This is a genomic window from Paenibacillus sp. W4I10 (assembly GCF_030816325.1).
Lineage (GTDB): Bacteria > Bacillota > Bacilli > Paenibacillales > Paenibacillaceae > Paenibacillus > Paenibacillus amylolyticus_B.
Window position 1 is genome coordinate 533,898 of the sequence record NZ_JAUSXX010000001.1, and the last position, 22,478, is coordinate 556,375.

Annotated in this window: 20 protein-coding genes and 1 pseudogene; 11 read left to right on the plus strand and 10 right to left on the minus strand. The window is 42.2% G+C overall.

The features are described from left to right. Positions 1-117: 117 nt before the first annotated feature. Positions 118-1,005, plus strand: coding sequence for an AraC family transcriptional regulator (locus tag QF049_RS02345; RefSeq protein ID WP_307534556.1), 888 nt, complete (start codon positions 118-120; stop codon positions 1,003-1,005). Between the two features lie 688 nt (positions 1,006-1,693). On the opposite strand, the gene QF049_RS02350 is transcribed toward QF049_RS02345, so the two are convergent. Further along, positions 1,694-1,876, minus strand: a complete 183-nt coding sequence (locus QF049_RS02350; protein WP_307534558.1) for a hypothetical protein — start codon at positions 1,874-1,876, stop codon at positions 1,694-1,696. Between the two features lie 287 nt (positions 1,877-2,163). Next, complete coding sequence (locus tag QF049_RS02355) at positions 2,164-2,730, minus strand: DUF4879 domain-containing protein (protein ID WP_307534560.1); 567 nt, start codon at positions 2,728-2,730, stop codon at positions 2,164-2,166. Positions 2,731-3,361: 631 nt separating this feature from the next. Here QF049_RS02355 and QF049_RS02360 point away from each other — a divergent pair. The 3 genes and pseudogenes from QF049_RS02360 (at position 3,362) to QF049_RS02370 (ending at position 5,189) form a co-directional block, all read left to right on the plus strand. Continuing rightward, on the plus strand, positions 3,362-4,504 hold the full coding sequence (locus tag QF049_RS02360) for a WXG100 family type VII secretion target (protein ID WP_307534562.1): 1,143 nt from the start codon (positions 3,362-3,364) through the stop codon (positions 4,502-4,504). Positions 4,505-4,525: 21 nt separating this feature from the next. Further along, positions 4,526-4,942 carry a hypothetical protein gene (locus tag QF049_RS02365; protein WP_307534564.1) on the plus strand — a complete coding sequence of 139 codons (417 nt, stop codon included), beginning with the start codon at positions 4,526-4,528 and terminating at the stop codon, positions 4,940-4,942. After that, positions 4,943-5,189, plus strand: a pseudogene (locus QF049_RS02370) (hypothetical protein). Between the two features lie 199 nt (positions 5,190-5,388). Here the strand turns inward: QF049_RS02370 and QF049_RS02375 are convergent. Then, a complete protein-coding gene (locus QF049_RS02375; RefSeq protein ID WP_307534566.1) occupies positions 5,389-5,580 on the minus strand; it encodes a DUF3221 domain-containing protein in 192 nt (63 codons plus the stop codon). Positions 5,581-6,104: 524 nt separating this feature from the next. Here QF049_RS02375 and QF049_RS02380 point away from each other — a divergent pair. The 5 genes from QF049_RS02380 (at position 6,105) to QF049_RS02400 (ending at position 11,356) form a co-directional block, all read left to right on the plus strand. Further along, positions 6,105-7,343, plus strand: coding sequence for an ABC-three component system protein (locus QF049_RS02380; RefSeq protein ID WP_307534568.1), 1,239 nt, complete (start codon positions 6,105-6,107; stop codon positions 7,341-7,343). Next, positions 7,340-7,855: an ABC-three component system middle component 4 gene (locus QF049_RS02385; protein ID WP_307534570.1), complete on the plus strand. Its 516-nt coding sequence runs from the start codon at positions 7,340-7,342 to the stop codon at positions 7,853-7,855. Before QF049_RS02380 ends, QF049_RS02385 begins: the two co-directional genes overlap by 4 nt. A 2-nt stretch (positions 7,856-7,857) precedes the next feature. Then, entirely contained in the window at positions 7,858-9,840 is a 1,983-nt protein-coding gene (locus QF049_RS02390; protein WP_307534572.1) for an AAA family ATPase, read from the plus strand. A gap of 85 nt (positions 9,841-9,925) precedes the next feature. Continuing rightward, a complete protein-coding gene (locus QF049_RS02395) occupies positions 9,926-10,861 on the plus strand; it encodes a ParA family protein (protein ID WP_307534574.1) in 936 nt (311 codons plus the stop codon). 3 nt (positions 10,862-10,864) lie between these two features. Continuing rightward, on the plus strand, positions 10,865-11,356 hold the full coding sequence (locus QF049_RS02400) for a hypothetical protein (RefSeq protein ID WP_307534576.1): 492 nt from the start codon (positions 10,865-10,867) through the stop codon (positions 11,354-11,356). Positions 11,357-11,788: 432 nt separating this feature from the next. On the opposite strand, the gene QF049_RS02405 is transcribed toward QF049_RS02400, so the two are convergent. After that, a complete protein-coding gene (locus tag QF049_RS02405; protein ID WP_307534578.1) occupies positions 11,789-12,001 on the minus strand; it encodes a helix-turn-helix domain-containing protein in 213 nt (70 codons plus the stop codon). 218 nt (positions 12,002-12,219) lie between these two features. Between QF049_RS02405 and QF049_RS02410 the strand changes: the two genes are divergently transcribed. Further along, positions 12,220-12,381 carry a DUF6809 family protein gene (locus QF049_RS02410; protein WP_307534580.1) on the plus strand — a complete coding sequence of 54 codons (162 nt, stop codon included), beginning with the start codon at positions 12,220-12,222 and terminating at the stop codon, positions 12,379-12,381. Positions 12,382-12,558: 177 nt separating this feature from the next. Here the strand turns inward: QF049_RS02410 and QF049_RS02415 are convergent, their stop codons facing one another. Beyond that, positions 12,559-13,938, minus strand: coding sequence for a right-handed parallel beta-helix repeat-containing protein (locus tag QF049_RS02415; RefSeq protein WP_307534582.1), 1,380 nt, complete (start codon positions 13,936-13,938; stop codon positions 12,559-12,561). A gap of 653 nt (positions 13,939-14,591) precedes the next feature. Continuing rightward, positions 14,592-16,184, minus strand: coding sequence for a catalase (locus tag QF049_RS02420; protein ID WP_307534584.1), 1,593 nt, complete (start codon positions 16,182-16,184; stop codon positions 14,592-14,594). Positions 16,185-16,423: 239 nt separating this feature from the next. Here QF049_RS02420 and QF049_RS02425 point away from each other — a divergent pair, with 239 nt between their 5' ends. Further along, positions 16,424-18,406, plus strand: a complete 1,983-nt coding sequence (locus tag QF049_RS02425) for an ATP-dependent DNA helicase (protein ID WP_307534587.1) — start codon at positions 16,424-16,426, stop codon at positions 18,404-18,406. A 444-nt stretch (positions 18,407-18,850) separates the two neighbouring features. Here the strand turns inward: QF049_RS02425 and cysK are convergent, their stop codons facing one another. From cysK to QF049_RS02445, 4 genes are all read right to left on the minus strand, one after another. After that, positions 18,851-19,861 (minus strand): cysteine synthase A, encoded by a 1,011-nt coding sequence (gene cysK / locus QF049_RS02430; RefSeq protein ID WP_307534589.1) that lies wholly within the window; start codon positions 19,859-19,861, stop codon positions 18,851-18,853. Positions 19,862-20,023: 162 nt separating this feature from the next. Then, a complete protein-coding gene (locus QF049_RS02435) occupies positions 20,024-20,407 on the minus strand; it encodes a YhjD family protein (protein WP_307534591.1) in 384 nt (127 codons plus the stop codon). Between the two features lie 455 nt (positions 20,408-20,862). Continuing rightward, the gene (locus QF049_RS02440) at positions 20,863-21,096 is read right to left on the minus strand and encodes a hypothetical protein (protein ID WP_017687536.1); all 234 of its coding nucleotides are present in this window, start codon (positions 21,094-21,096) and stop codon (positions 20,863-20,865) included. Continuing rightward, on the minus strand, positions 21,093-22,130 hold the full coding sequence (locus tag QF049_RS02445) for a nucleotide-binding protein (RefSeq protein WP_051447360.1): 1,038 nt from the start codon (positions 22,128-22,130) through the stop codon (positions 21,093-21,095). The genes QF049_RS02440 and QF049_RS02445 overlap by 4 nt, the downstream gene beginning before the upstream one ends. Between the last annotated feature and the right edge of the window lie 348 nt (positions 22,131-22,478).

Genomic DNA, 22,478 nt, shown 5'->3' on the forward strand with positions numbered 1-22,478 from the left:
AACACCATGTATAATTTCGATAAACCGAGAATATCCCTTCTCTTTATTATAAGAAGATCCTAAAAATGCCGATGTATGTCTGAGTTGTTTTGAGGGATAATGTGATAAAATAAGTGTATGAATAAAATTGTAGATGAAATTATGGATCTAATGAAAAGTGCAGGAACTCGACCAGTTGAAACCGGAGTGCCGGGGCTATGGATGATTAAGGGAGACATTCCCGCACATCAACTCGCAGCGCTCTACGAGCCGATGATTGGATTTACGGTTCAAGGAACAAAGATTCTATCCATCGGGGGGCGTAGCACTACACTAGAAGGGCCCTCGTATTACGTCGTACCGGTACATGTTCCCGCAACGGCGAGTGTACATCCAGACCGTGATGGCCGTCCTTACATGTCCCTTGGTCTTGAGTTGAATCAGAATGTTCTTCAGAGTTTATTAAGAGATCTTCCTGAAAATCTAATACCAACTGCTTCTGAGCATTTCGCAGCTTGTGAAATAGACATTGAATTTATGGAGGCATGGCTACGCTTATTGCGATTAACGAATACACCAAGAGATATTCCAGCTCTTGCACCGGCCTATGAACGTGAAATCCTGTATCGCGTTCTGATGGGATCACAAGGGTGGTACCTGAGACAACTGGGTCTGCGGGAAAGTAATTTCTCTAAGATTTCTCAAATTGTAAAATGGTTGCGCGATAATTTTATGAGGCCAATAGACATTGATGAGATGGCATCAAAATCTGGTATGGCTATAAACACCTTTCACCGTCAGTTTAAACGTGCAACGGGTTTAAGTCCTATTCAATTTCAAAAGCAATTAAGGCTGTTGGAGGCTAGAAACCTCATTGCATATGAGGGTTATGCAGTAGCCAGTGCAGCATATCAAGTTGGCTATCAGAGTCCTTCACAATTTAATCGAGAGTACTCCCGCTTCTTCGGTTCATCTCCGGCTCGGGATACTAAGAAACTAAGACTAATCGAAAGTGCGAGGGATTAGGGCGTGTCTGAAAACTCCGAAGGAAGCAGGTTTTGCCGAATTTTCGTTCCAAGCCAGGAAGTTTTCCGCAGGTGTGCCTGGGCACGTCAAGGGAAAGTGACGCAGCATGGGGCGAAAAGGTGGTAAAAGATGCACTTCAGCGATTTTTGAGACACGTCCTAGTTAGCTGGCATCTTTTTGGTACACTCAAGGTATGTGGAGCGTGAGTGTGGGGATATGTCCAGTCGATACCTAGAAGTCTATAATTATCAGTGCTCGGCGAAGTACTTCTCCTTTGCATAAGACGACAGCGACTATAAAAACAAGGTTTTGAGAGATTCGATTAAAGTATCGGTTGTATTGGATTTGAAGTGGGTAGATATGACGAGCGATTTATAGCCTAAGAGAACACCCTTTTCGGGTGTTTTCTTTTTATGATGCCTATGCAAAACAAAGAAATGTATTGATTTTAGCACCTCAATGAAGAAAACTGCAGAAGCAAGAGCAGATGAAATAAAAAATAATCCTTGTCACTATTCTGTAGCAGGAGGCTGAATAGAAGGAAAAGCCTCTTTTAACTTGATGGTAGTGGGAAAGCATATGGTGTACGAGAAAAGACGCAGGGGATGTATATCCCTGCGCCTGATCAAGAATCAAATCCGTGTCCATCAATCCAGATAGGATAGAAAAGACTCTAAAAAATGCTTTTCTACTCAAACTGGGCAGAGCCTTTAGTGCTTGTTAACGGATGATTAGCTCGTTCCAAAGCCGCACGGATAAGAGCCTTTGCGGAATCTTTGTCTGCAAACACATTGTCCATGCGTACACGGGCTTCCTTATTACCATAACCAAGCATCAGGTTGTATTCCATCTCCATATGTCGCGCCAACAAGGAGGAACCTGCAAGTTTACCATCAGCATCAGTTAAGGGATTGAAGCCACTGTTTCTTTCCTATGCTTTGTTCCACTCCTCCTGGACTTCTTGAGATGCATTCTTGAAGGCCGCCTGAGAAAATGTACTAACGTAATTGTTAGCAGAAGAGTGAGCTATCACATCAAATTGAGATACGATCGAATTCGTATCCGAAGCTGATGAGCATTTGGGCGTACTTCCCCCGTATTCCTCAGGATAGAACCAGGATGGCCAATTCCTCCAATATTCATATAACATCTTTCCTGTTAACGAACATTAATCCAAGCGGTCCACTGTGTTGGAATATTAATGGAATAGACCGTACCTACAAATTGTCCGCCTGTTGTATTAGGGGATTCATAAACCCAAGAATGGGCAAAAGCATCTACGACACGATCACCGTCCAGATCAATAGCTTCAGACCAGTTGTTGGTCATTGTATTGCCGGCGAGTTTGCCGTAGTGACTGCTGTCATAACCGATCTGGAACGTAATACACTGAATCCAAGCCCCGCCATGATCATTGGTCGTGGAGAGCGGGTTGTTATTGAAGCCGTAAATCTCTTGACCGCCATTAGGAGATACAACACCGTATACATTAATGTGAGATACGTTCGGAGCAGGTGCAAACAGAACTGGACCACCCGTATCTTTAGCCTTCTGCGCTTTAAATTCAGCCTTAGCAGCCTCAACAGCTTCACGGAATTCTTTGGAATTAATAATTTCTTCCTTTGTCAACGGTTTGGCTTGAGTCACGTCACCATCTGCATAGGCAGCTACATTAAACGAAAGTACGAGAACAAGAATAAGAGCTAAACCAACCAACTTTTTCATAGTAATAAATTCCACCTTTCTTGTTATGGGTATTCTTTTTTTTACAAAAATATGGATAACGACAAATAGACCTGCTTGCAGATTAAAGCCTCTTGCCCTCCTCTCTTGTGAAAATGGTTCTTCCCTCTTTTTCTTTACTGGAAAATAGAAATAAAGGAGATAGAACTCTACAGGCTAGAAAACTCTATGAAGTAGGAATGTATATGTAAAATGAATGCCTGCCAATCATTGTGTGTTGCAGACAAAATGGTAAACTCATATTAGGCCCTAATACTCATGGTGAAAATATAAGATTTCAAAATAAGCATTTAAATTGAAATATATTCCATTTATATAAACATATAGTACATCTGATTATCAATTCAAGTCAAGTTTATTCATTAATTCTATGAATTGTTAAAGCGTGTTGCTCGTCGCAGTAAAGATGCTACAGTATCCTGAAGTCGTCAAATAAAAGGAACCCTCAGGAACATGTATACACCTACATAGAAATCGTATGGGACTGAAGAACGGAAATAAATCATTCTTAGTGGGAATTAATGTAGTGAAATCAGGAGATTAGCCGGATGTCATTGCCATTAAACTTCTGCTAACATAGTCTTATCATATATTAGATGAGCGGTGAAAATGGATGAGTACCATTAAAGTTACCCCTGAACAGTTACATAACGTATCGAATCAAATAGATCAGGCGAGACATCAATTGGAGCATATACGGGAGGATCTCTCAAGACAGATCATGTTCCTTCAGCAGATGTGGCTGGGTGTGACGCAGGAGCGATTCTACTATGAATTTGAGCAGTCACGCCCTGTATTGCAGAAGGCGCTGGAAAGTATGGTGGGCATCTCCAAGGAACTCAAGGATATCGCTATGCGGTTTGAGAATGCTGATGCTCAGAAGGTGAGTCTGGGTAATGCCGTTGGTACTGTTGGCGCTGTAGCGATGATGGAGACCTCGAGATATTATGCCGGTTCGGACGATAAGGGCTATGGGATGGCACAAGTCAATGTTTTTGGAAAGTGGATGTCGATGCCTGTCAACGAGAATGGAGTTACGGATCAGTCTGCACTCCAAGCTTATGAGAGAGATCAGGGGCATTTGGATATTAATCGAATGCAGGCTGTAACTGCTGAACCGTCAGGGGAAGATATTTTTGCGATGCAGATCAAAGGCTTTGAAATGGGAATTGATCCGTTCACAGGCGAGCCTGTATCCGATAAATATGCTCAGATGATGTTGACTTCTCTAAAGTTTAGCCAGCTATTCATGGCATTTCAGATGGTTCGCGGGAGTATGCCGGGTGGCAAAGGTCCGTTTCGCTTACCTTCTTCTCATCCAGCTGTGGCGAAGATTAAAAAGAATTTGGAAGCGGCTGAGGCGAGGAAAGCGAATGAGCAAAAGAGTGGTTCTGGGGTTACAGGGCAAGCTTCTAATATCGGAGAAGTTAAATTGAAGCCACTTGGGACTAAAGGGGAAGGTGATGCACTAAAACGTACTTTTGAGATAGACGGAACTAAAGTAGAAATTAATAGTGGACATGGTTACCGTGGAAGTGGCCATCGAACAGGAAATGCTCAAGATATTGGCACCATGGATCAGATTGAATCCGTTATACTTAAAGATATGGAATTAGCCAATAAGGCAAATATTGATTTCCCTAGACCTCCTAAAACGATTGAACGAACTATTCAAGTAAATGAGAAACCGATGGGCTATACCGTAACACAAACGCCTGATGGTACTTTAAGGGTCTCTACCTATTATCCTAAATAAAAAATAAAGGGGACATTTACCTTGACTATACAGAAGACAGTGGAAGAATTGCATCAGTTGATTGACCAGGATTGGTCGAAATTAGATCAGGCAGAGTTAAAAACAACGAGGGAGACTGTAGAATCTCTATCCAATGAATTGCTATCTGAGATAGATCATACCAACAACTCAGATCATTTATTAGAAGCCATTAATTATGAGCTTACGTATTTCTTTCTACCGATCCCTTGTGTGATAAAGATGTATCAAAGATTGATTCTGTTAAATCCAACCAACCTGTCCTACTATGAATGGTTTACCGATTACCTTTTACAGTATGGACCCGATTGGCAGGAAGAGGCAAATGGGTTAACCGAACTTTATACGAAAAAAGATTTTCAGGATGCTTGTGATTTCGCACAAAAGATTGAGCAAGTTAAAGATTTTGAGAGTAAATAAATGGCTTCCTTTGTATTATTATTGAAAGATTATGAAGATGATGAAAAGGTAATTTATCGGTTTGGTCCAAATGAACATCATGGGAAAGATTGAACTAAAAAAAAAGGAAACCATTCAAGAAGTGGAGCCAGTAGTAAACCCTAATAACGAATCGAAATTTTATTTCGATAGAGCGGCTCAAAGATTGGCAAGATGTCTGTATAGAGAAAAAGGACCATTCCCCGATAAAACAACATTTGAATCTTAGCGCAATGCAAGCCTCGATTGGTTATCTCACTTTCGGGGTTTTATTTTTTGAGGGCGAACAGCGGCTTGGTGAAAAAGTGTGTTATCGAGTACAAAGAACCATGATAATTTCCCCTCAGTCTTGGATTGTCGGTTTTAATCATGGTTCTTGTTTTAATAATTTGCGAAGTTATCGCGGGGGATTTTCTCTATTGAGTAACTTATTCATTGATTTTTTCAATACTCACAACCGTCCTAGTGGGTGGCAAGGATTCTTGTTGGTTAAAGTCAGCAGCGATTTTTACTCTTTGCCCTATTTCAATTGACTTATAATTCTCTTTATCGACAAAATAATACGAAGCTTCCTGGTCTTGTGCTAGTTCTATAAAATCCTCAAGATTTCCATTTTCCAAGTACTACAATACCCTCGTAAACTGGATAATGCTCTTTCTCCTCCTTGTTAGTAAAGTCAGGCAGTATAATCATACTAATCAAGATAAACAGCATTATTTTTTCATAATGAACCTCCTGTGAGATGAAGTTATTCGCTTGTCTTCTAAGTATTACTTATGTTGACTTGATTATTGGAATAACATAAATCAATTACTAGGAGGCAATCCATATGAATAAAGTAGTTTGAAGTTGGTGCAGATAATTTTTTTGGTAAACATCTGAACTCGGGTTAGGCATCGAGAATACAGACCATGAAAGCCAAATTGCTGTTTTGTGCAAAATTGTATTACGAGCATTCTTGAAAAATTCAATATGAACTTCAACTTGTGTGCTTTATTTTAATTTAATGCAATCTCAGGAGTGAAATACTAATATTTTTCGACAACAGACTTCGCCAGCATTCGACATAGGTCTAAGGATACAATATAAATAGGACTAAAGTTGTTTAATTATAATAAGTATCATATAGATAGTGAGGACTAGGATGAATACCATTGAGTTTATATCAAGAAATAACAAGGTTAATTTAATTTTGTTTATACATGGTTTCACTGGTAGCCAAGATACATGGAAAAATGGAACTGGTCAAGAATTCCCCAAAATGCTTATAGAAGAAGAAGGAATTCTTGAACATTATGATGTTGCCTACGTTTCCTACTATACGACATTGATTGATTTATACGGTCTTAAGTCAAGAGCAAAAAAGCTGATGAGAATGTTGAATTTCGATGCAGGTACTGCTAGAAAAAATGTTGGTATTGAGCAATTGGGAGAGTTTATTCAAGCAGTAATTCAGTATAACTGTGAATCATATGAGAACATTGTAATTGTTGCCCATAGCATGGGAGGGCTAGTTGCGAAATCATATATATTAAATGAATTACAGCAGCGTTCGACTGCTCCCCAAGTAAAACTGTTTCTTTCACTGGCGGTACCTCACACTGGTTCTGACTGGGCAAAATTAGGCGAGAAACTTTTCAGAAATGTACAAGCTATTGATCTTAATCCTTTAAGTCACTTAATGTCTCAAATTAATCGGAGTTGGATTGAAAACTCCAATACACCTCGAACTGTATGCTTCTACGGTCATTATGATGATGTAGTAAGTGAGGATAGTGCTGTGTTGCTCCAAGTAAATAAACCAGAGAAAGTGCCTTGTGATGAAGATCATAATTCTATTACGAGACCATCCGATAAGAATAGACTTATATTCGTTGCAGTAAAATCAATACTTCAAAATTTCGCTAAAGATACATTAAGCCAAGCTACATTAAACATTCAAGAATTTATAGATACTGGTCAAATGGATGATGAGGTATTTGTTATTCGATTATTGATTGCTGATGTTCATAATATTCATGTAAGTAGTGCTAAACAAACTTTTTTTAATGCAGAATATATGAGGAAAGTTCTTACCAATCAAGGGGATCAGTCAATAATGCTTTTGACGGATCTGTACGCTAAAATAGAATTTTTTTATACAATTGCTTTTGGGAAACTTATGAGTAAAGAACTAACTAATAGTAATCATTTGGTAACCTACGTTCATGATCAAATCATGAAAGAACCTGAACTTCTTAACTGCGCAATACCTTTACTAAGTAGCTACCATAAAACAGGTATGTTACATCAACTAATGAATAAATTGGAGAAAGATTTATGGTGGGCACAAGATCATAATATACAAACTATTGAACAATTTAGAGAGGCGCGGAGGAAATGATGCAACTACCGTTTATTATTCCTGAAAATGAATATAATGTTAGATTTGCGAGACTACTTATTATTGTGAAGGAATTAGCTTTCAGTAAACGAGGGAAACTTGTTTTAAGCATAGATCGAATAGCTATATACGATTATTTATTGAGGAATCCTGAATTGCTTAAAAGAGTGTTGAAAGCAGAAGGACAAGGCAAATTAATGGAGCTAAAGTACGAAGAGAGAAACTCAATTGAATCTTTATTTCCTAATAAATCTTCTCTATTTGACACGAATATTATTAAAAAAATTATGTACTCTCTGTTTTATTATGGCTATGTCTCAGCAAAGCATGACAATCAGGGGTACATTTTTTATTTTACAAGTCCCTTAGGGGATAAGTTTGTTGAAGAGTTGGAATCAAATTACTTTCAACGAATACAAACTTTAAGCAAAGTTTTGATTTCACTACAAAAGCTATCTAATGCACAATTGCAGAAAATTATAAAATCGACTCAATACGGGGTGCTTTCTTAATTATGAAAAACAATCGATCTCCTAAAATGATTTTGAATAAGCTTATACTGGTAGGAAGAGAGAAAAATTATGTTGTACCATTTTCGTCAGGTTTAAATATCATTTTTGGTGATTCCGATACAGGTAAATCAAGTATCTTAAATTTAATTGATTATTTATTGGGTGCTAGTGAAGTTGCTATTTATGACGAAATTGAAATGCATGGTAGATATGCACTGCTTGAAGTTAATTTAAACAATCAAATTTATACCATAAAGAGAGACATATTTGACCCAAATGCACTTATTGAAGTTTATAAAGAAACAATAGAGCATATGGATCAAGTATTTCCCAAGGAGTACGGTCCACATTCTAGAAAAGAAGGGCCTGCTGGATATTTGTCTGAATTTCTTTTAGAGGCGCTAAACATCCCACGGGTTAAACTAAAACAAGCGCCTTCAAAAGAAGATTCCAAAATGTCAACATTGAGCTTTCGAGATATTTTGAAATATTGCTTTATGGATCAAGATGAAGTAGGTAATAAGGATATATTGGATCAGAAAAACTTTTCTGTATTTACCAAGAACAAAGAAACTTTTAAATTTATCCATAACTTGTTAGATGATAAAATTACACTCTTGCAAGAAGAGATAGGTGAGAAGAACCGAGTAAAGCAATCAATCAGTCAGCAGTTTACGATTATTTCTTCCTTTTTACGAGAAGCACAGTTAGAATCTACAGAATCTTTAGAAGAAAAATCATTACAACTTGCTGAAGCTTTAAATACAGTTGATAGTGAAATGACAATGATAACACATAGTATGAAATCGAATAATGAACAGGATGAAGAACTTCGAAAGCTAATCGTAAATAAACAAAGTCATCTTGATGAATTGTCAATGAGTAAAATGTACAAAAACACTCAGTTAGAACAAAATTTAAGATTGAAAAAAGATTATCGCCAAGACATTGAAAAGTTGAAGGCTTCTCTTGAGGTTATTCGTAAGATGCCAAATCATGAATCACATCATGTTAATTGCCCAATATGTGAGAGCGAATTAAAAGCTTCAAGGTTTAATGAATTATTTAGTCACTATGACTCGACTGCTATAGAACAGGAGATTAAAAGTTTAAAAAATAGGGAAAAGGAATTGTCTGCATTAATTGAACAAGATCGAGAGGCAATTTTAAGATTTATCGCAACAATTGAAAATGAGAAGGACGATATTCGTAGAGCTAAAGAAATATTGGATTTAAAGACACAAGAGTTTGTCTCTCCGTTTATAGCTCAAAGAGATCTGCTTAATACACGAAGAGGAGAGATTACGGAAGAAGTTAAAAGAATTGAATACTTACTGAAACTCAGGAAGCAAGTCAATGATCTCACAATAAAATCAGATCAACTTATAGAACAAATTGATGAGTTAAATGAGAAGTTAGAGCTTCTGAAGGCAAATGCTCCTTCTGTCGAGGGTGTTTTGGGAAATATAGGTGATTTATTAAATGACTTTCTTACAAGTATTCCAATAAGAAATGCGTATGGAATAAGTATAAGTAGAAACACATTCCTTCCTGTTGTCAGAGAAAAAGATTATTCGAAATTAACATCAGGTGGACTTAGAACTTTAGTTTCAGTCGGATACCTAATAAGTATCTTAAGAAATAGCTTAGGAAATCAGACTAATTTTCCAAGTCTTGTTATGGTTGATACAGTTGGTAAATATATAGGTAAGACAAAACCAAAGTATTTGCTATCTACAGATCAGAGTCAAGATCGTGCCGAAGGCTTAAACGATCCACTTAAGTATAGAAACATTTTTGCCTACTTAGTTTTGATGTGTGAAGAATTGCTTCATAAATACGATTTTCAAATTATTATTGTAGATAATGATTTACCTGAAGATTTGGAAGATTCCTTAGAAGCTTTTGTAGTTAAGAAGTTCAGTGTAGTTCCGAGGGCTGGATATGACATTGGATTTATAGATAATGCAATTCCCAGAGTTTAAACGGATAGTTTTCATTTTTAAGTAAGAGAACATTTAAATATTCATCACAATTTCATAATTTTTATATAACAGGAGGAAAAGTATCTTGGCAAAGAAAATAAGTATTATTAATTTTAAAGGTGGAGTTGGAAAGACAACCATCACGTTGCATTTAGCTGCTGGTATTGAATATTTTTATCAGAAAAGGGTATTAATGATTGATGTGGATCACCAAAGTAGTCTCTCAATAGTGGCATTAAGAAAAAAATGGGAAGATGCAGTGAATAGCGGAAAAACAGTGAATAAAATTTTTGAACATTTTACAAAATCGAATCAACCTTTGCCTGGTAAAGAAATAATTATTCCTGCTCCATATAAAAAAGATTATCCTAATTTAGATATTGTTTCATCAAGTCTTGAATTAGATGATTTGGAACTTGAACTGGCTTCTTCTTCAAGAGGTGAAGCTGTTTTTTCCGAGTTTCAGAAAAGAACATTGTTAAGTTCATGGATTGATAAAAACAATTTAGATAATGAGTATGATTATATTTTCTTCGATTGTCCACCCGCAACTAAACTTGTTTCACAAAATGCTATTTCGGCATCTGATTTTTATATTGTTCCGGTCATTCCTGATGCAATTTCCAGTAGAGGATTAGAACATCTTGTTCATTTGCTAAAAAATAAAATTGATAAGAAAACCTCGAGTTTAGCAGACTTTTTGGTAGCGAGTGGTAGAGAAGTTCCAAATGCTTATGTGAGAGATACAAAACTTGGAGGTGTGGTTGTCTCTAAGCTTAAGGTAGCAGGTAATTCTAAAAGCGGTTATACTAATGATCATACACAACATCTGACTTTGATTAGTTCGAAATGGAAAAATGAAATCATACGCCCTTATATTGAAGAAGGTACGGGGGTTCCAGAAGCGATGGCAGAAGGTTACCCAGTATATGATAGAACAGATAACAAAAATATTGAAAAGAGAGAGTATTTTGAAGTGTTTGAAAAACTGGTACATAATACAGTAGGGAGGATAGGGTAGTTTATGCAAGAAGAGAAAAAGAGTGCCCGAAAAGCAGGTGGGAAAAAAATAGGAGTTGAAAAGGAAGTAAAAGTACAGGATTTACTTTCAATTATAGAGTCGATTTATAGGATGTCTAAAAATCCTTTAATGGGCAGTGGTGCAAATTCCTCTCAAATAAAAAATTTCCTTAAAACATTACAGCCTATAAAAGGAATGTCACTACAAGAATTAACTGATATTATTTCAAATTTGATTGAAGAAAAATCTCCTGAAAGAGACGAAATAGTAGACTCACTAAAAGTGTTGGATATCTCTAACGCTGAAATCAGGAATATGTGCATGAATTCTGAAAATGTAACTAAAGTATTATTGGAAAAAATCGGACATGAGAAATTTGGACATTCAAAAGCTTTATTAAGAGCAAGCAACAAAGAAAAAGTAATTCAATTAATATTGTCCTCTCTTGACAATTTAGAAATTTTGGACTCTATTGCGAATAAAGCTAAACAATAATGTTGTCACATTATTTGAGTGTAAAAAAACAAATCTCGAAACTTACTTTACAAGGATATTTCAAATTTATTTAACGTTTAAAAATTTGATCTTGCATCGTGGCTTCAATCTTTGACTTCAAAATCAACTAACAAAAACGGCAGAGATGCCGTTTTTTGTTAGTTCACAAACTAAGGTTTCTCCAGTGTGAAGTTTAGTTTCGTTGAATTCATATTACAGAAAGTAAAGCCAAACAAAAGTGAAATAATGAAGTGAAAATGTACTTTTAAATGTTCATGAAAAAAATCCAACATAAAAGGGACTAGATTACCCTAAAGAAAATTACTGTCTTTGTTGTATAATCTACTGAACTAATTTTTGATTATGATGAGATAATTGAACCCTTCGGAGTTATGTAAAAGTAGCACTAGCCAGCAGAAATTCAAATCAACTTTAAGGATATGGCTTCCTTACATCCGTCCGATTCAAGAGATAATCTGTACTGGTCTGATGATAATCAGCCAGCTTTATCAATATAGCTGTGGGAATATCCAATTCACCACGTTCATAGTTGCTATAAACACGTTGGCTACAGCCAAGATAGGTAGCCATTTGTGTTTGGGATAAGTCTTTATCTTCACGCAAATTGCGTATACGACTATACATGTTCATCACCTCACCAATACTATACTTTAGCGTGTTATCCGCTATTGATTTTTAGCGGAAAATCCGCTAAAGTATAGTGAGAATAGTTGGTAAAAAGACTAGGTGGGGATAACATGTCAAACTTGATTGAAGATTTGTTTCACGGAAAACCTGCGGTTGGACGAGTCAATTCATCCTGAACAAACTGAGTATCAGGAGATCAATCGACAGCGAGCCTTATGCAAGACTACAAAATACAGCTTGACGAGAACGAATACGATGCTTTGGAGCAACTGATCGACTTGATTGGACAATCCACATCCATGTATGTGGAAGCGGCGTTCGAGCAAGGTTTTCGCACAGGCGGTAAACTCATCATTGAGGTTCTACGCAAAACGTGAGTATCTATCAATCCATAAGTCAGCAGGGTATGCATAGCAACTCAAAAATCCCCTTCTCCAACACCGACAATCTGTCAGGCATAGAGAAGGGGATTTTATGTTTATTCCGTAGCATCTTTTAATCCACATGTACACTCAACACACATGCCTTACTCAAACTCCAACTTACACTACCTTTTATCTCGCCCCAATATTCGTACCTGATGGCGTACCCGATCCAATCAGATCACTACCACCCGCAAGCTTCAGGAAATTGCCCAGGACAGGTGTTCCGTCCGTGCTACGTGTTACCGAAGGCACGAGGGAGACAAAGTCGGCTGCGCTGGCGAGCAGGCCTTTGTCGTTGATGCTTTTTTTGTTCTTCCACCAGACGTTAGTGCTGCTGACGTCGGTTCCACTTGTTTTGTCACTGGCGCCGCCTTGAAAGGACAGGTTGTTGGTGAAGATGTGGGTGCCTACATCAAAGGCAAAGTTACTTTGCCCATTGTTCCAGGAGGTGTTGTTTTTCATCTGGATCGAACCTGGATTACTGTTGTAGGTGAAGCCGTGCTTTTTATTATTAAAAGCAATATTGTTCTCAACGATATGATTCACCGCAATCTTCTCGCCGCCAAGCTTGAAGCCGTTGCCGTCGCTGTTGGAGGTAGAAGTGCCGTCTGCGGTTGCACCGTTAGCGTAGGCAATGCTGTTGCGGATCGTGACCGCGCCGATGGCGCCTGTGTCCGTTTTGCTATACAGATCCCAGCCATCGTCCACGTTATAGGCGGCAATACAACCGTCGAAGACGTTGCCCGGGCCAACGGTCAGTTTGGCGGCAAAACCGTCTGCATCCTCGCCGTCATCCGGGTCATAGTTGTTGTGGGAGTAGGAACGAATCACTTCATTATAAGCAGGCCATTCACTCTTGGCGGCGGTGGAAGCATAACGTCCCATTTGAATCCCTGTATCCCGATTGTGATGGGCCTCGATCTGCTCCAAGCGGTTGTAGCTGCCTCCGATAAAGATTCCGTTGTCACCCGCACCTTTCACCTCAAGACCTTTGACGAACCAGTAGTCTCCAAACATTTGCAGTCCACGATTGGTGGAAGCGAAGGCTTGAGCGGAGAAATCAAAGACTGGTTTTTCCGATCCATACGCCACCAGATTTTTACGTTGTGAGGAGGTGCCGCTGTTACCGCGTTCAATGGTAATGGTCTGGGAGAAGCTGTAGGTGCCGCCGCGCAGATAGATCGTTTTGCCCGGGGCGATCTGGGTCAATGCGTTAGCCAGCGATGTTGGACTATTTATGGTTCCCGGATTGCTGGCTGAGCCGTTAGGGGAGACATAGAGATCACCCGCAGCAAGTGTCACACTTGAGGTAGCCACGGCTTCTGATGGATTATTTTGCAAGCTGCTCTCGATTACATCCGCCGCGCTAACCGATCCACCACCAATCAATAAAAGAGGAAACGCGGCACTCAGACAGATCTGGGCCATTTTTGATTTGAGGGAACGCTCCTTCAGGGAATGTACAGATCGTGCAGACACATGAGTAGATGTGGATGGGAATAATTTCATTAATAGACCTCCTTGGTTAATGGAAAATAGAATGCGTGAGCTGTTGCGGTATGCCGGACAGATGCATCGATGAAGTAGCTCATTGCGATGGAATGAATACTCTCTGTACAGCATAGTTTTATGGTAAATGTTGTAAAGGATATCTTCAATAATCATTTGATCAGATGGGTCTAGACGCAGGCAGGTTAGGCGTAGTCGCTCCCAGTGCCTGGAGTTTCACAGGTTACATGTAATCCTGACATTGGCTGGTAGCCCTGATTTAACGATGAATCATCTGAAATGAACTTCGAGATGCACGCTTTTACAACGCTCAAGGCACGAGACTCACCCTCAATCCACCCAAATGAACTTCGCATTTTCAAAAAAGACCAACACGCATTCAATAGGGGGCATAAACATAATCCGTGCCATCTATCGAAATGATGGGGCAATTAACGCATAACAAAAAGCCCCATAGTGGCTGCCAGAGGCAACGAGACTATTGGGGCGATGTTCGAAGTTGTATTATCTAATCATTGTAGGCGTTGTCCTTCATGGCAAGACTCATCGAATCAAGCGATGTGCTCTATTAAACCAACGCTGGGACTTATCGTCCGAACAATCTCATGCACTATAAGCGATGCATAGACGAGAGTTCTACAACGCTGCTCACTTTAATATCCGTCCGTCTCATGACTGCGCTTCTTCGCTTGCTCGACACTTGGTTCATGTTTTGGTTGGACTGTGGCACTATCATCGGTTGGCACAGACGCCAGTCCTTCCGCCACACGACGACCGTAGTCGGCATCCGCTTGGGTAAAATGAGAGATCATGCGCTCCCGGATATCCGGTTTGCATTGGGCCAGAGCATCGACCATGTTGCTGATCAGCTCATCCCGCTCCCAATCCTCGAATGCCCTGTAGGTGTCCCCGGCTTGTCCAAAATCATTCGTACGTTCGATCTTCTCACGAACAAGCCTGCCTTCCACCAACGGTTCATGTTCCTTGCCACGTGGCGCCGCTTCCTTTAGCCCGCCAAGCGAGGAAGGTTCGTAGTTCACATGCGGATTCTGACCCGGTGCACGATCCACCTGATATTGCATCTGCCCGCCGCTCTGATTGGTCGCAACACGGTTCTTCGGTGCATTCACAGGCAGTTGCAGGTAGTTCGCACCGACCCGGTGACGCTGGGTATCTGAATAGGAGAAGGTGCGTCCTTGCAGCAGCTTGTCATCCGAGAAATCCAGCCCGTCCACCAATACACCGGTGCCAAATGCTGCCTGCTCCACTTCATTGAAATAATCCTCGGGATTGCGGTTGAGCGTCATTTTGCCCACAGGCAGAAACGGAAACTGATCCGGCGGCCACAACTTGGTTGGGTCCAACGGGTCAAAGTCCAGCTCCGGGTGCTCGCCGTCTTCCATCACCTGAACGCACAGCTCCCATTCGGGATAGTCGCCTTGTTCAATGGCATGATACAGATCCAGCGTGGCATGGTTAAAATTCTGCCCCTGAATCTCGCTCGCGTCTTTTTGCAGCAGGTTGCGTATCCCTTGATTGAGCGGTTCCCAGTGATATTTGATGAGCACGCCCGTGCCTTCCTGATTGACCCATTTATATGTATTAACACCCGAGCCTTGCATCTGACGGTAATTGGCTGGAATACCCCAAGGGGAGAAGAGGAACGTCACCATATGGGTTGCTTCGGGACTGAGTGAGACAAAATCGAAAAACCGCTCCATATCCTGTGCGTTGGTCAACGGGTCGGGTTTGAAGGCGTGTACCATATCCGGGAACTTGAGCGGATCACGAATGAAAAAGATTTTCAGGTTGTTACCGACGAGATCCCAGTTGCCATCTTCGGTATAAAATTTCACGGCAAAGCCACGCGGGTCCCGCAGGGTCTCCGGTGAATGTCCACCATGTATCACGGTAGAGAAACGAACGAATACGGGCGTTTGTTTGCCTTTTTCCTGAAACAGACGTGCACGTGTGTACTTCGATACAGGTTCATCCCCGGCCGTTCCATACGCTTCAAATACCCCATGAGCACCAGCACCCCGGGCATGCACAACCCGTTCCGGAATGCGTTCGCGGTCGAAGTGAGTGATCTTTTCGAGAAAATGATAGTTCTCCAGTGTTGTTGGTCCGCGGCTGCCAACGGTTCGTACGTTCTGATTGTCCGTGATGGGGTGACCCTGTCGGTCCGTTAAAGTCTCGCTTGATTGGTCTGAGGAATGCTCGGATTGTGAAGAATGGTTATCCATAGAGTGGAACGCCACCTTTCCTTAAGTTGGATTCCTGTATATATTTTCCCTGTGGGCAGGTTCTATACATCGTGGCAACCAACGAACATCTAAACTACCTTTTGAAAAACCTCACCAACCGCCCTGGCGTGCTTCCTCGTAAAAAAAGCTTGTCACCCGCCTCGCTGCGTGAGATAATTAACTTTTGTCCAGCGGCCTTTTTGGTACGTGAAAATGAAATAGGACCGCTTTGTCTAAGAATGGAGGCTGACCTAGGATTGTCTACACAACGTTATCCTTTTGCATATGATCCGGCTGAACCTTTTGTATCCCGTCTGGGAGAGTGGGTTGCCGATGTTTTTTACGATATTTTGCCTGAGTTCGGCTTCGAGGTACGGGATGAACAGATTTTTATGGCGTACCAGCTCGAACGGGCCTATGGAGATAAAAAGACCATTATGGCTGAGGCCGGAGTAGGGACAGGCAAGACGTTAGTCTATCTGCTCTACGCGGTCTGTTATGCACGTTATACGGGCAAACCGGCAGTGATCGCCTGTGCCGATGAGTCTTTGATTGAACAACTTGTGAAGCCTGGCGGAGATATTGCGAAGCTGGCTGCACATCTGGATCTGGAAGTGGACGCACGTCTGGGCAAGTCCCCGGACCAATACGTCTGTCTGAACAAATTAAGTGCGGTGCGATTCGCCGATGAGGATGCGCCTGTTATTGAAGAAGTGCACGAGAGCCTTCCGGATTTTGTGAATACGCCGGGTACGCTTCAGGCTTTCCATCCGTATGGTGACCGCAAACAATATCCACATCTGAACGATCGTCAGTGGAACAAAATCAACTGGGACCCGTTCCAGGATTGTTTTGTTTGTCCAAAAAGACAACGCTGCGGCCTAACGCTGTCACGTGACCATTACCGTCGTTCCAAAGACATCATCATCTGTTCCCATGATTATTACATGGAGCATGTGTGGACCTATGATGCGCGCAAACGCGAGGGACAACTGCCCCTGCTGCCTGATCACAGCTCGGTTGTGTTTGATGAAGGACATTTGCTGGAAGAAGCAGCCCTGAACGCATTGAGTTACAAGCTGAAACACCGTATTTTCGAGGAACTCGTGACTCGCCTGCTTGAAGGAGAGATTCGTGAATCCCTCGCGGAGCGTGTGGATGAGGCGATTGAGAGCAGTGAACGACTGTTTGCGTTGCTGGATACGTATACGGTGGCAATTCCGGGATCGGAACGGAAAGAAGTTCGGGTAGAGCCGCCATTGCTGCGTGAGATTGAACGTCTCACTAGTGTGCTGGATGCGATCGGCGAAGAATTGGTATTTGAAAGTGGATTGTTCTCGCTGGATGGGTACCAGATGCGTGTCGTCGAAGAACATTTGGACATGATTCAGTCTGCACTTGCGTTGTTCCGTAAGGAAGACGGCTACATCTGCTGGGCGGAAGAGAGTGAAGACGAGACGACATTATCGATTATGCCGCGTACCGTGAAGGAAATGCTGAACGAGCGTGTGTTCAACACAGGCATTCCAATCGTGTTCTCCTCTGCAACGTTATCTGTGGACAGTTCATTCCGTTATGTGGCGGACAGCCTGGGTATTGATGATTTTGTATCCTTCTCCGTAGCTTCACCATATGATTATGCGGACAAAATGAAGATGAAGATTACCGATGAAGCTTTACCGGGTCATCCCGAAAATGAAAATCGCATGCGCGATGCAGTATCCATGCTTCAGGAGAGTGGAGGACGTGCGCTGATCCTGTTCCGTACGATGGAAGAATTGCGTGCGTTCAAGCAGGATATTGTTCATGTGCCTGAAGCAGAAGGTTTGCGCTTCATGTATGAGGGCGACCGGGAGATCAGTGATCTGATCGCGGCGTTCCAGCAGGATGAGGAGAGTGTGCTGTGCTCCGTCAATCTGTGGGAAGGACTTGACGTTCCAGGTCCGTCATTATCCAATGTCATGATCTGGTCGCTCCCGTATCCACCACAGGACCCTGTGTTCAATGCAAAACGCAGTGCGTCGGCTGCCCCTTATGAAGAGATCGATCTTCCGTATATGCTCCTGCGTGTGAAGCAAGGTCTTGGACGTCTGATCCGGACAAGCACGGATTCCGGTTCTGCGGTCATTCTCGATGAATCACTGTATACCAAAAAGGAAGCCAAAGACCGCATTGCGGCTCTGCTTCCCGAAGGTGTGGAATGGACAACGCTGACACATTAACCAGCTTACGTTAAATGTTCTTGCTTTATTTTTGATGATAAGGTTTCTTGCCAAAATAAGTTCTTGTTCTCTGCGGATTCACCATCCGTATGTGAGCATGAGCTTATTTTTTTATTTTGATGGTTCCTCCAATGTACTTCTCTTCCCTTTTTTTCGAGGGATTTTCCCTCGCTCCTCGCTACCAATCGCTCCAACATTCTAACGAACCTATCACACCTTATAGGGGTGATAATGAAGAGATGTAAATTCTAACGAATCTCAGTAACGTTATCCCGCCGAAAATAGCTTTTAAGCTGTAAATCGACCGAATTTGGAAAAATAACGTCGCTATGATTCGTTACACGTCAGACCTGCGCAAATAGGAGCGAATAGCGTGTGTCAGGTTCATTAGAACCAATGACCAATGAGCGCGAATAAGGGAGGACCTTTGTCATGCTTATGGGCTCATGGCTTGTGGGATATGGAAGCCCCTTTTTGATGTGTACAGATGTTAGCTGTGTAAAAAATACCCATGCTCAGATACCGTTCCCCGGTATCCGGCGCAATGCAGAGCACCCGGTGTCCCGGCCCGAGTTCCTTCGCGATGCGAAGGGAGGCCCACACCGAAGCGCCAGAGGAAGGGCCGAGCAACAGCCCTTCCCGGGCAGCAAGCTGCCGCATCGTATCCAGTGCGTCCTCATCGGACACCTGGATGATGGCATCCCACACGTCGGTATTCAGGATGTCCGGAATGAACCCCGGACTTGTACCGACGAGTTTGTGTGGGCCGGGCTCGCCACCGGACAACACCGGAGAACCTTTGGGCTCCACCGCATAGATGCGAATACCGGGTAACTGCTTGCGCAGTTCTTCCCCAGTGCCCGTAATGGTTCCGCCAGTTCCCGCGGTAGCGATGAAAGCATCCAGCTTGCCATCCATCTGCTGCATAATCTCGGGAGCCGTCGTGATTCGGTGAATGTCCGGGTTCGCCTGATTCTCGAATTGCTGCGGAATGAAACTTCCCGGAATGTCTGCCTGAAGTTCTTTCGCTTTGCGAATCGCGCCAGGCATCCGCTCCGCAGCGGGAGTGAGCACCACATCTGCGCCGTAGGCTTTCAGGATATTGATGCGCTCCTTAGACATATTGTCAGGCATGATCAAAATGGCTTTATATCCTTTGGCGGCGGCATTCATCGCAAGACCAATCCCGGTATTGCCGCTGGTTGGTTCAATAATGGTAGCACCAGGGAGCAAGTGTCCCGCAAGTTCAGCCTGAACAATCAGATTATAGGCGGCACGGTCTTTGACGCTGCCGCTTGGGTTGAAATATTCCAGTTTCACATATACGTCAGCGGAGTCGCTGCCTGTGAGTCGGTTCAGTTTAACGGCAGGTGTCTGGCCGATTAGCTCGGTTACATCTGCAGCAATGCCTGTATGTGCGGGTGTTTGTTTAATCGAATGTGTATTCAATTCCATGAAGTACAACTCCTTGATTGATAAGACGTTGAGAGTATATCCGGTTGAAATCAATTCATGCCTTATTGGAATGGTTGGATATCTCTATTCCATCTTAATGAACGTAACCTTCCGTGGTCAACTTGTTTTGCTGGGGATGGGTTCAATATTGTCAGAGTTGTATCAAGTCTGCGCCAAGTCCATCTGCAGATGCCGACTGAGCTCTTTTTTGACTTCATTGCGTGCGAACGTCCACAGCATGTAGAAACGTTGCCAATACCCCCTGCACATATACAAGGTTTCAATTCCATCGGCCTCACGTTTCTCCTCCAAAACTTTGACACCACGAGTTCTCATCTGTTTGCGAAGACCCAGAATCTCCTTGAGTACATTGTTCTGAATGCGGGTCAGCGACAAAATGTAGACTTCAGGCATCTTCAGCAGCAGCGTATCCAAAGTTCGAATATCCCGTTCAAGTACATCCAGCAATAGCGTGCGAACAACCAGACCTTTAATCAGACGATGATCTTCATCCGCAGGGGATGGGGCGGAAGTTGAGGATGTCATATGTTCACTTCCTTAACCTTTAATTGGAATTTTATATTTACAGAACATGTGTTCCTATATTATAATCAATATATGTAATGGAGATACACAATACAACCGAGAAATATTGGAAGCACATATTACCTCATTTTTCTAAAGGTACAGATAGTGGATGAAGCTAGGGATTTAAGGACAAGCCTGCTCCAAAATAAGGTATAATTTATGGGTTTTGCAGGAAACCTAAGGCCATAAACCAAATGAACCTTATGCAATGCAGTCTGCTACAGAAGTAATTACAAGCAATGAATTGCGATAATGATTCAAGGATGCCTTACCTTTAACAGGATGGCACCAGGTCAACGAGTAGAAGCAGTTTTATTTTAGCGAAAATGAGCAACAAAAAAGCCCCTGCCTTGGGCGGCGGGGCCTATGGAATACTGCCGATTCAGCGGCAGGTTTGATGATGTGTTCAGAAATTAGGCAAGATATTGAGGCTTTTCGTAGAACGCCTCTTTTTCAAGGATGACCTTATAAGGTCTTTCCTTGCCCTTCAAAGAGGGCCCAATGGTAGTTAGCGGTACGGCCGGCTTGTGGAAACGATCTTCTTCCTTGGGTTCCGGAACCGGTCGTGATGATTCGGGCGCAGAACTGAGGCGTACCTTTTTTTCGCTGCCCCAGCGCTTGCTTATTTTTTTCGTTTCCGGTTTCATTCCGGTTCGCCTCCTAACAAATCGTTGATGGCGTTGAACAGTTGACGATTCTGTAGGTCAATCTGCTGAAATACCGCCTCATCCGCTTCAATATGTCCAATAATGTGAACGGTGATTACATACCTCTTGGCTACAGGATAGCATAGCAGATACTCTTTCTCAAGGTAATCATCATACAGGTTGATCTTGATTTTATTCTCCCGGTAAGAATCAATAACCAGGATGCGCTTGGGATCATCCGGTTGTTTGTCGTCATTAGCGGACAAGTCATACTTTCTCCCCGGTTCTCCAACATTACCACATAATTGCTCAATATAACCACTGTCATCTGTACGGTATATGGCTGTGCCACGTACAGCGAATGGAGGATGAGAGACAAAGGCAGTACGCAGGGCATCGCTCATTCGTTCCAGCATCTTGGCATCTGCTTTGCGGGTACGCAGCAATTCCCTAAAGAACCGCAGCAACTTAAGCAGTTGTAACCTTGCTTCTCCCTCAGTGCGTTTATGCTTCTCAATGATGTTCTCCAATTCTGGATCACTCCAGCGTCCTTGTTCCTCAATACTGTCTGCGATTTTGGAACATGCCACGGACACGGCTGGTGCCCACTTTCCGTCAGAACGGATTTCATATACGAGTGGATTTAACCCCAGCAGATCTGTGGGCATACGCAATCCTTCGACCTTGGTTGTGTCCTTGATGTCTGTAATATCCTCAGGAAGAATGAAAAAAATACGTTTTCGTCCCAGACGACCCATAAACAGACCCATTTCCAGCATTGTATTATCCCGGACCGACGCGTAGTACTTCCCGCGAATTTTGGATATATCATCCGGATGAAAAATAAAAATGGCAAAGTCGGTCGTACGGACCTCTACTTCCAGATCGTCCATGGTATAGCTGCTTGGATTAAAAACCCCAGAATACCAAGGGGTAACTTCGGCTGAAAAACGTAAGTTTTCGTGTACTGCGGCTGCAATCGGCTTTGCTTCCAGCGAGCAACCAATAAAGACTCTTGGCTTTAACGTTTTCATCAATCCGCCTCGCTTAAACGGTAGTGGGATTCAATTGTTATATTATACCATAAACAGCAGAGTAAGTCTGGAAACGTCTGAACTGGACAAAGAATAAGCCGATTACGTTTGCTATAGTGTATGTATGAAAGGAAAATGATTCCTTTAAAAAGCGCAAGAAAATAAAAAAAGGCTCCAATTTGTCACAGTTGGGTGACTGACAGTTATTTTTGGAAGCTTTGGTCATAGAATAAAGGAGCAGGTTGCACCATTAGCAAGCATTGCTTATCCTGGTGTTGCCGTATGACTGCTGGAGCAGTCCAAAGGCTGCTTTATGCCTGTTTTTGAGGGGTCCGCTGTTTAGACCCG

Excerpts from the sequence above, each read along its gene's own strand:
- QF049_RS02410 (WP_307534580.1), top strand. The coding sequence starts at position 12,220 with ATGCAAGACTACAAAATACAGCTTGACGAGAACGAATACGATGCTTTG.
- QF049_RS02440 (WP_017687536.1), bottom strand. The coding sequence starts at position 21,096 with ATGAAACCGGAAACGAAAAAAATAAGCAAGCGCTGGGGCAGCGAAAAA.
- QF049_RS02415 (WP_307534582.1), bottom strand. The coding sequence starts at position 13,938 with ATGAAATTATTCCCATCCACATCTACTCATGTGTCTGCACGATCTGTA.
- QF049_RS02380 (WP_307534568.1), top strand. The coding sequence starts at position 6,105 with ATGAATACCATTGAGTTTATATCAAGAAATAACAAGGTTAATTTAATT.
- cysK (WP_307534589.1), bottom strand. The coding sequence starts at position 19,861 with ATGGAATTGAATACACATTCGATTAAACAAACACCCGCACATACAGGC.
- QF049_RS02390 (WP_307534572.1), top strand. The coding sequence starts at position 7,858 with ATGAAAAACAATCGATCTCCTAAAATGATTTTGAATAAGCTTATACTG.
- QF049_RS02405 (WP_307534578.1), bottom strand. The coding sequence starts at position 12,001 with ATGTATAGTCGTATACGCAATTTGCGTGAAGATAAAGACTTATCCCAA.
- QF049_RS02435 (WP_307534591.1), bottom strand. The coding sequence starts at position 20,407 with ATGACATCCTCAACTTCCGCCCCATCCCCTGCGGATGAAGATCATCGT.
- QF049_RS02355 (WP_307534560.1), bottom strand. The coding sequence starts at position 2,730 with ATGAAAAAGTTGGTTGGTTTAGCTCTTATTCTTGTTCTCGTACTTTCG.
- QF049_RS02425 (WP_307534587.1), top strand. The coding sequence starts at position 16,424 with ATGGAGGCTGACCTAGGATTGTCTACACAACGTTATCCTTTTGCATAT.
- QF049_RS02360 (WP_307534562.1), top strand. The coding sequence starts at position 3,362 with ATGAGTACCATTAAAGTTACCCCTGAACAGTTACATAACGTATCGAAT.
- QF049_RS02345 (WP_307534556.1), top strand. The coding sequence starts at position 118 with ATGAATAAAATTGTAGATGAAATTATGGATCTAATGAAAAGTGCAGGA.
- QF049_RS02445 (WP_051447360.1), bottom strand. The coding sequence starts at position 22,130 with ATGAAAACGTTAAAGCCAAGAGTCTTTATTGGTTGCTCGCTGGAAGCA.
- QF049_RS02400 (WP_307534576.1), top strand. The coding sequence starts at position 10,865 with ATGCAAGAAGAGAAAAAGAGTGCCCGAAAAGCAGGTGGGAAAAAAATA.
- QF049_RS02385 (WP_307534570.1), top strand. The coding sequence starts at position 7,340 with ATGATGCAACTACCGTTTATTATTCCTGAAAATGAATATAATGTTAGA.
- QF049_RS02420 (WP_307534584.1), bottom strand. The coding sequence starts at position 16,184 with ATGGATAACCATTCTTCACAATCCGAGCATTCCTCAGACCAATCAAGC.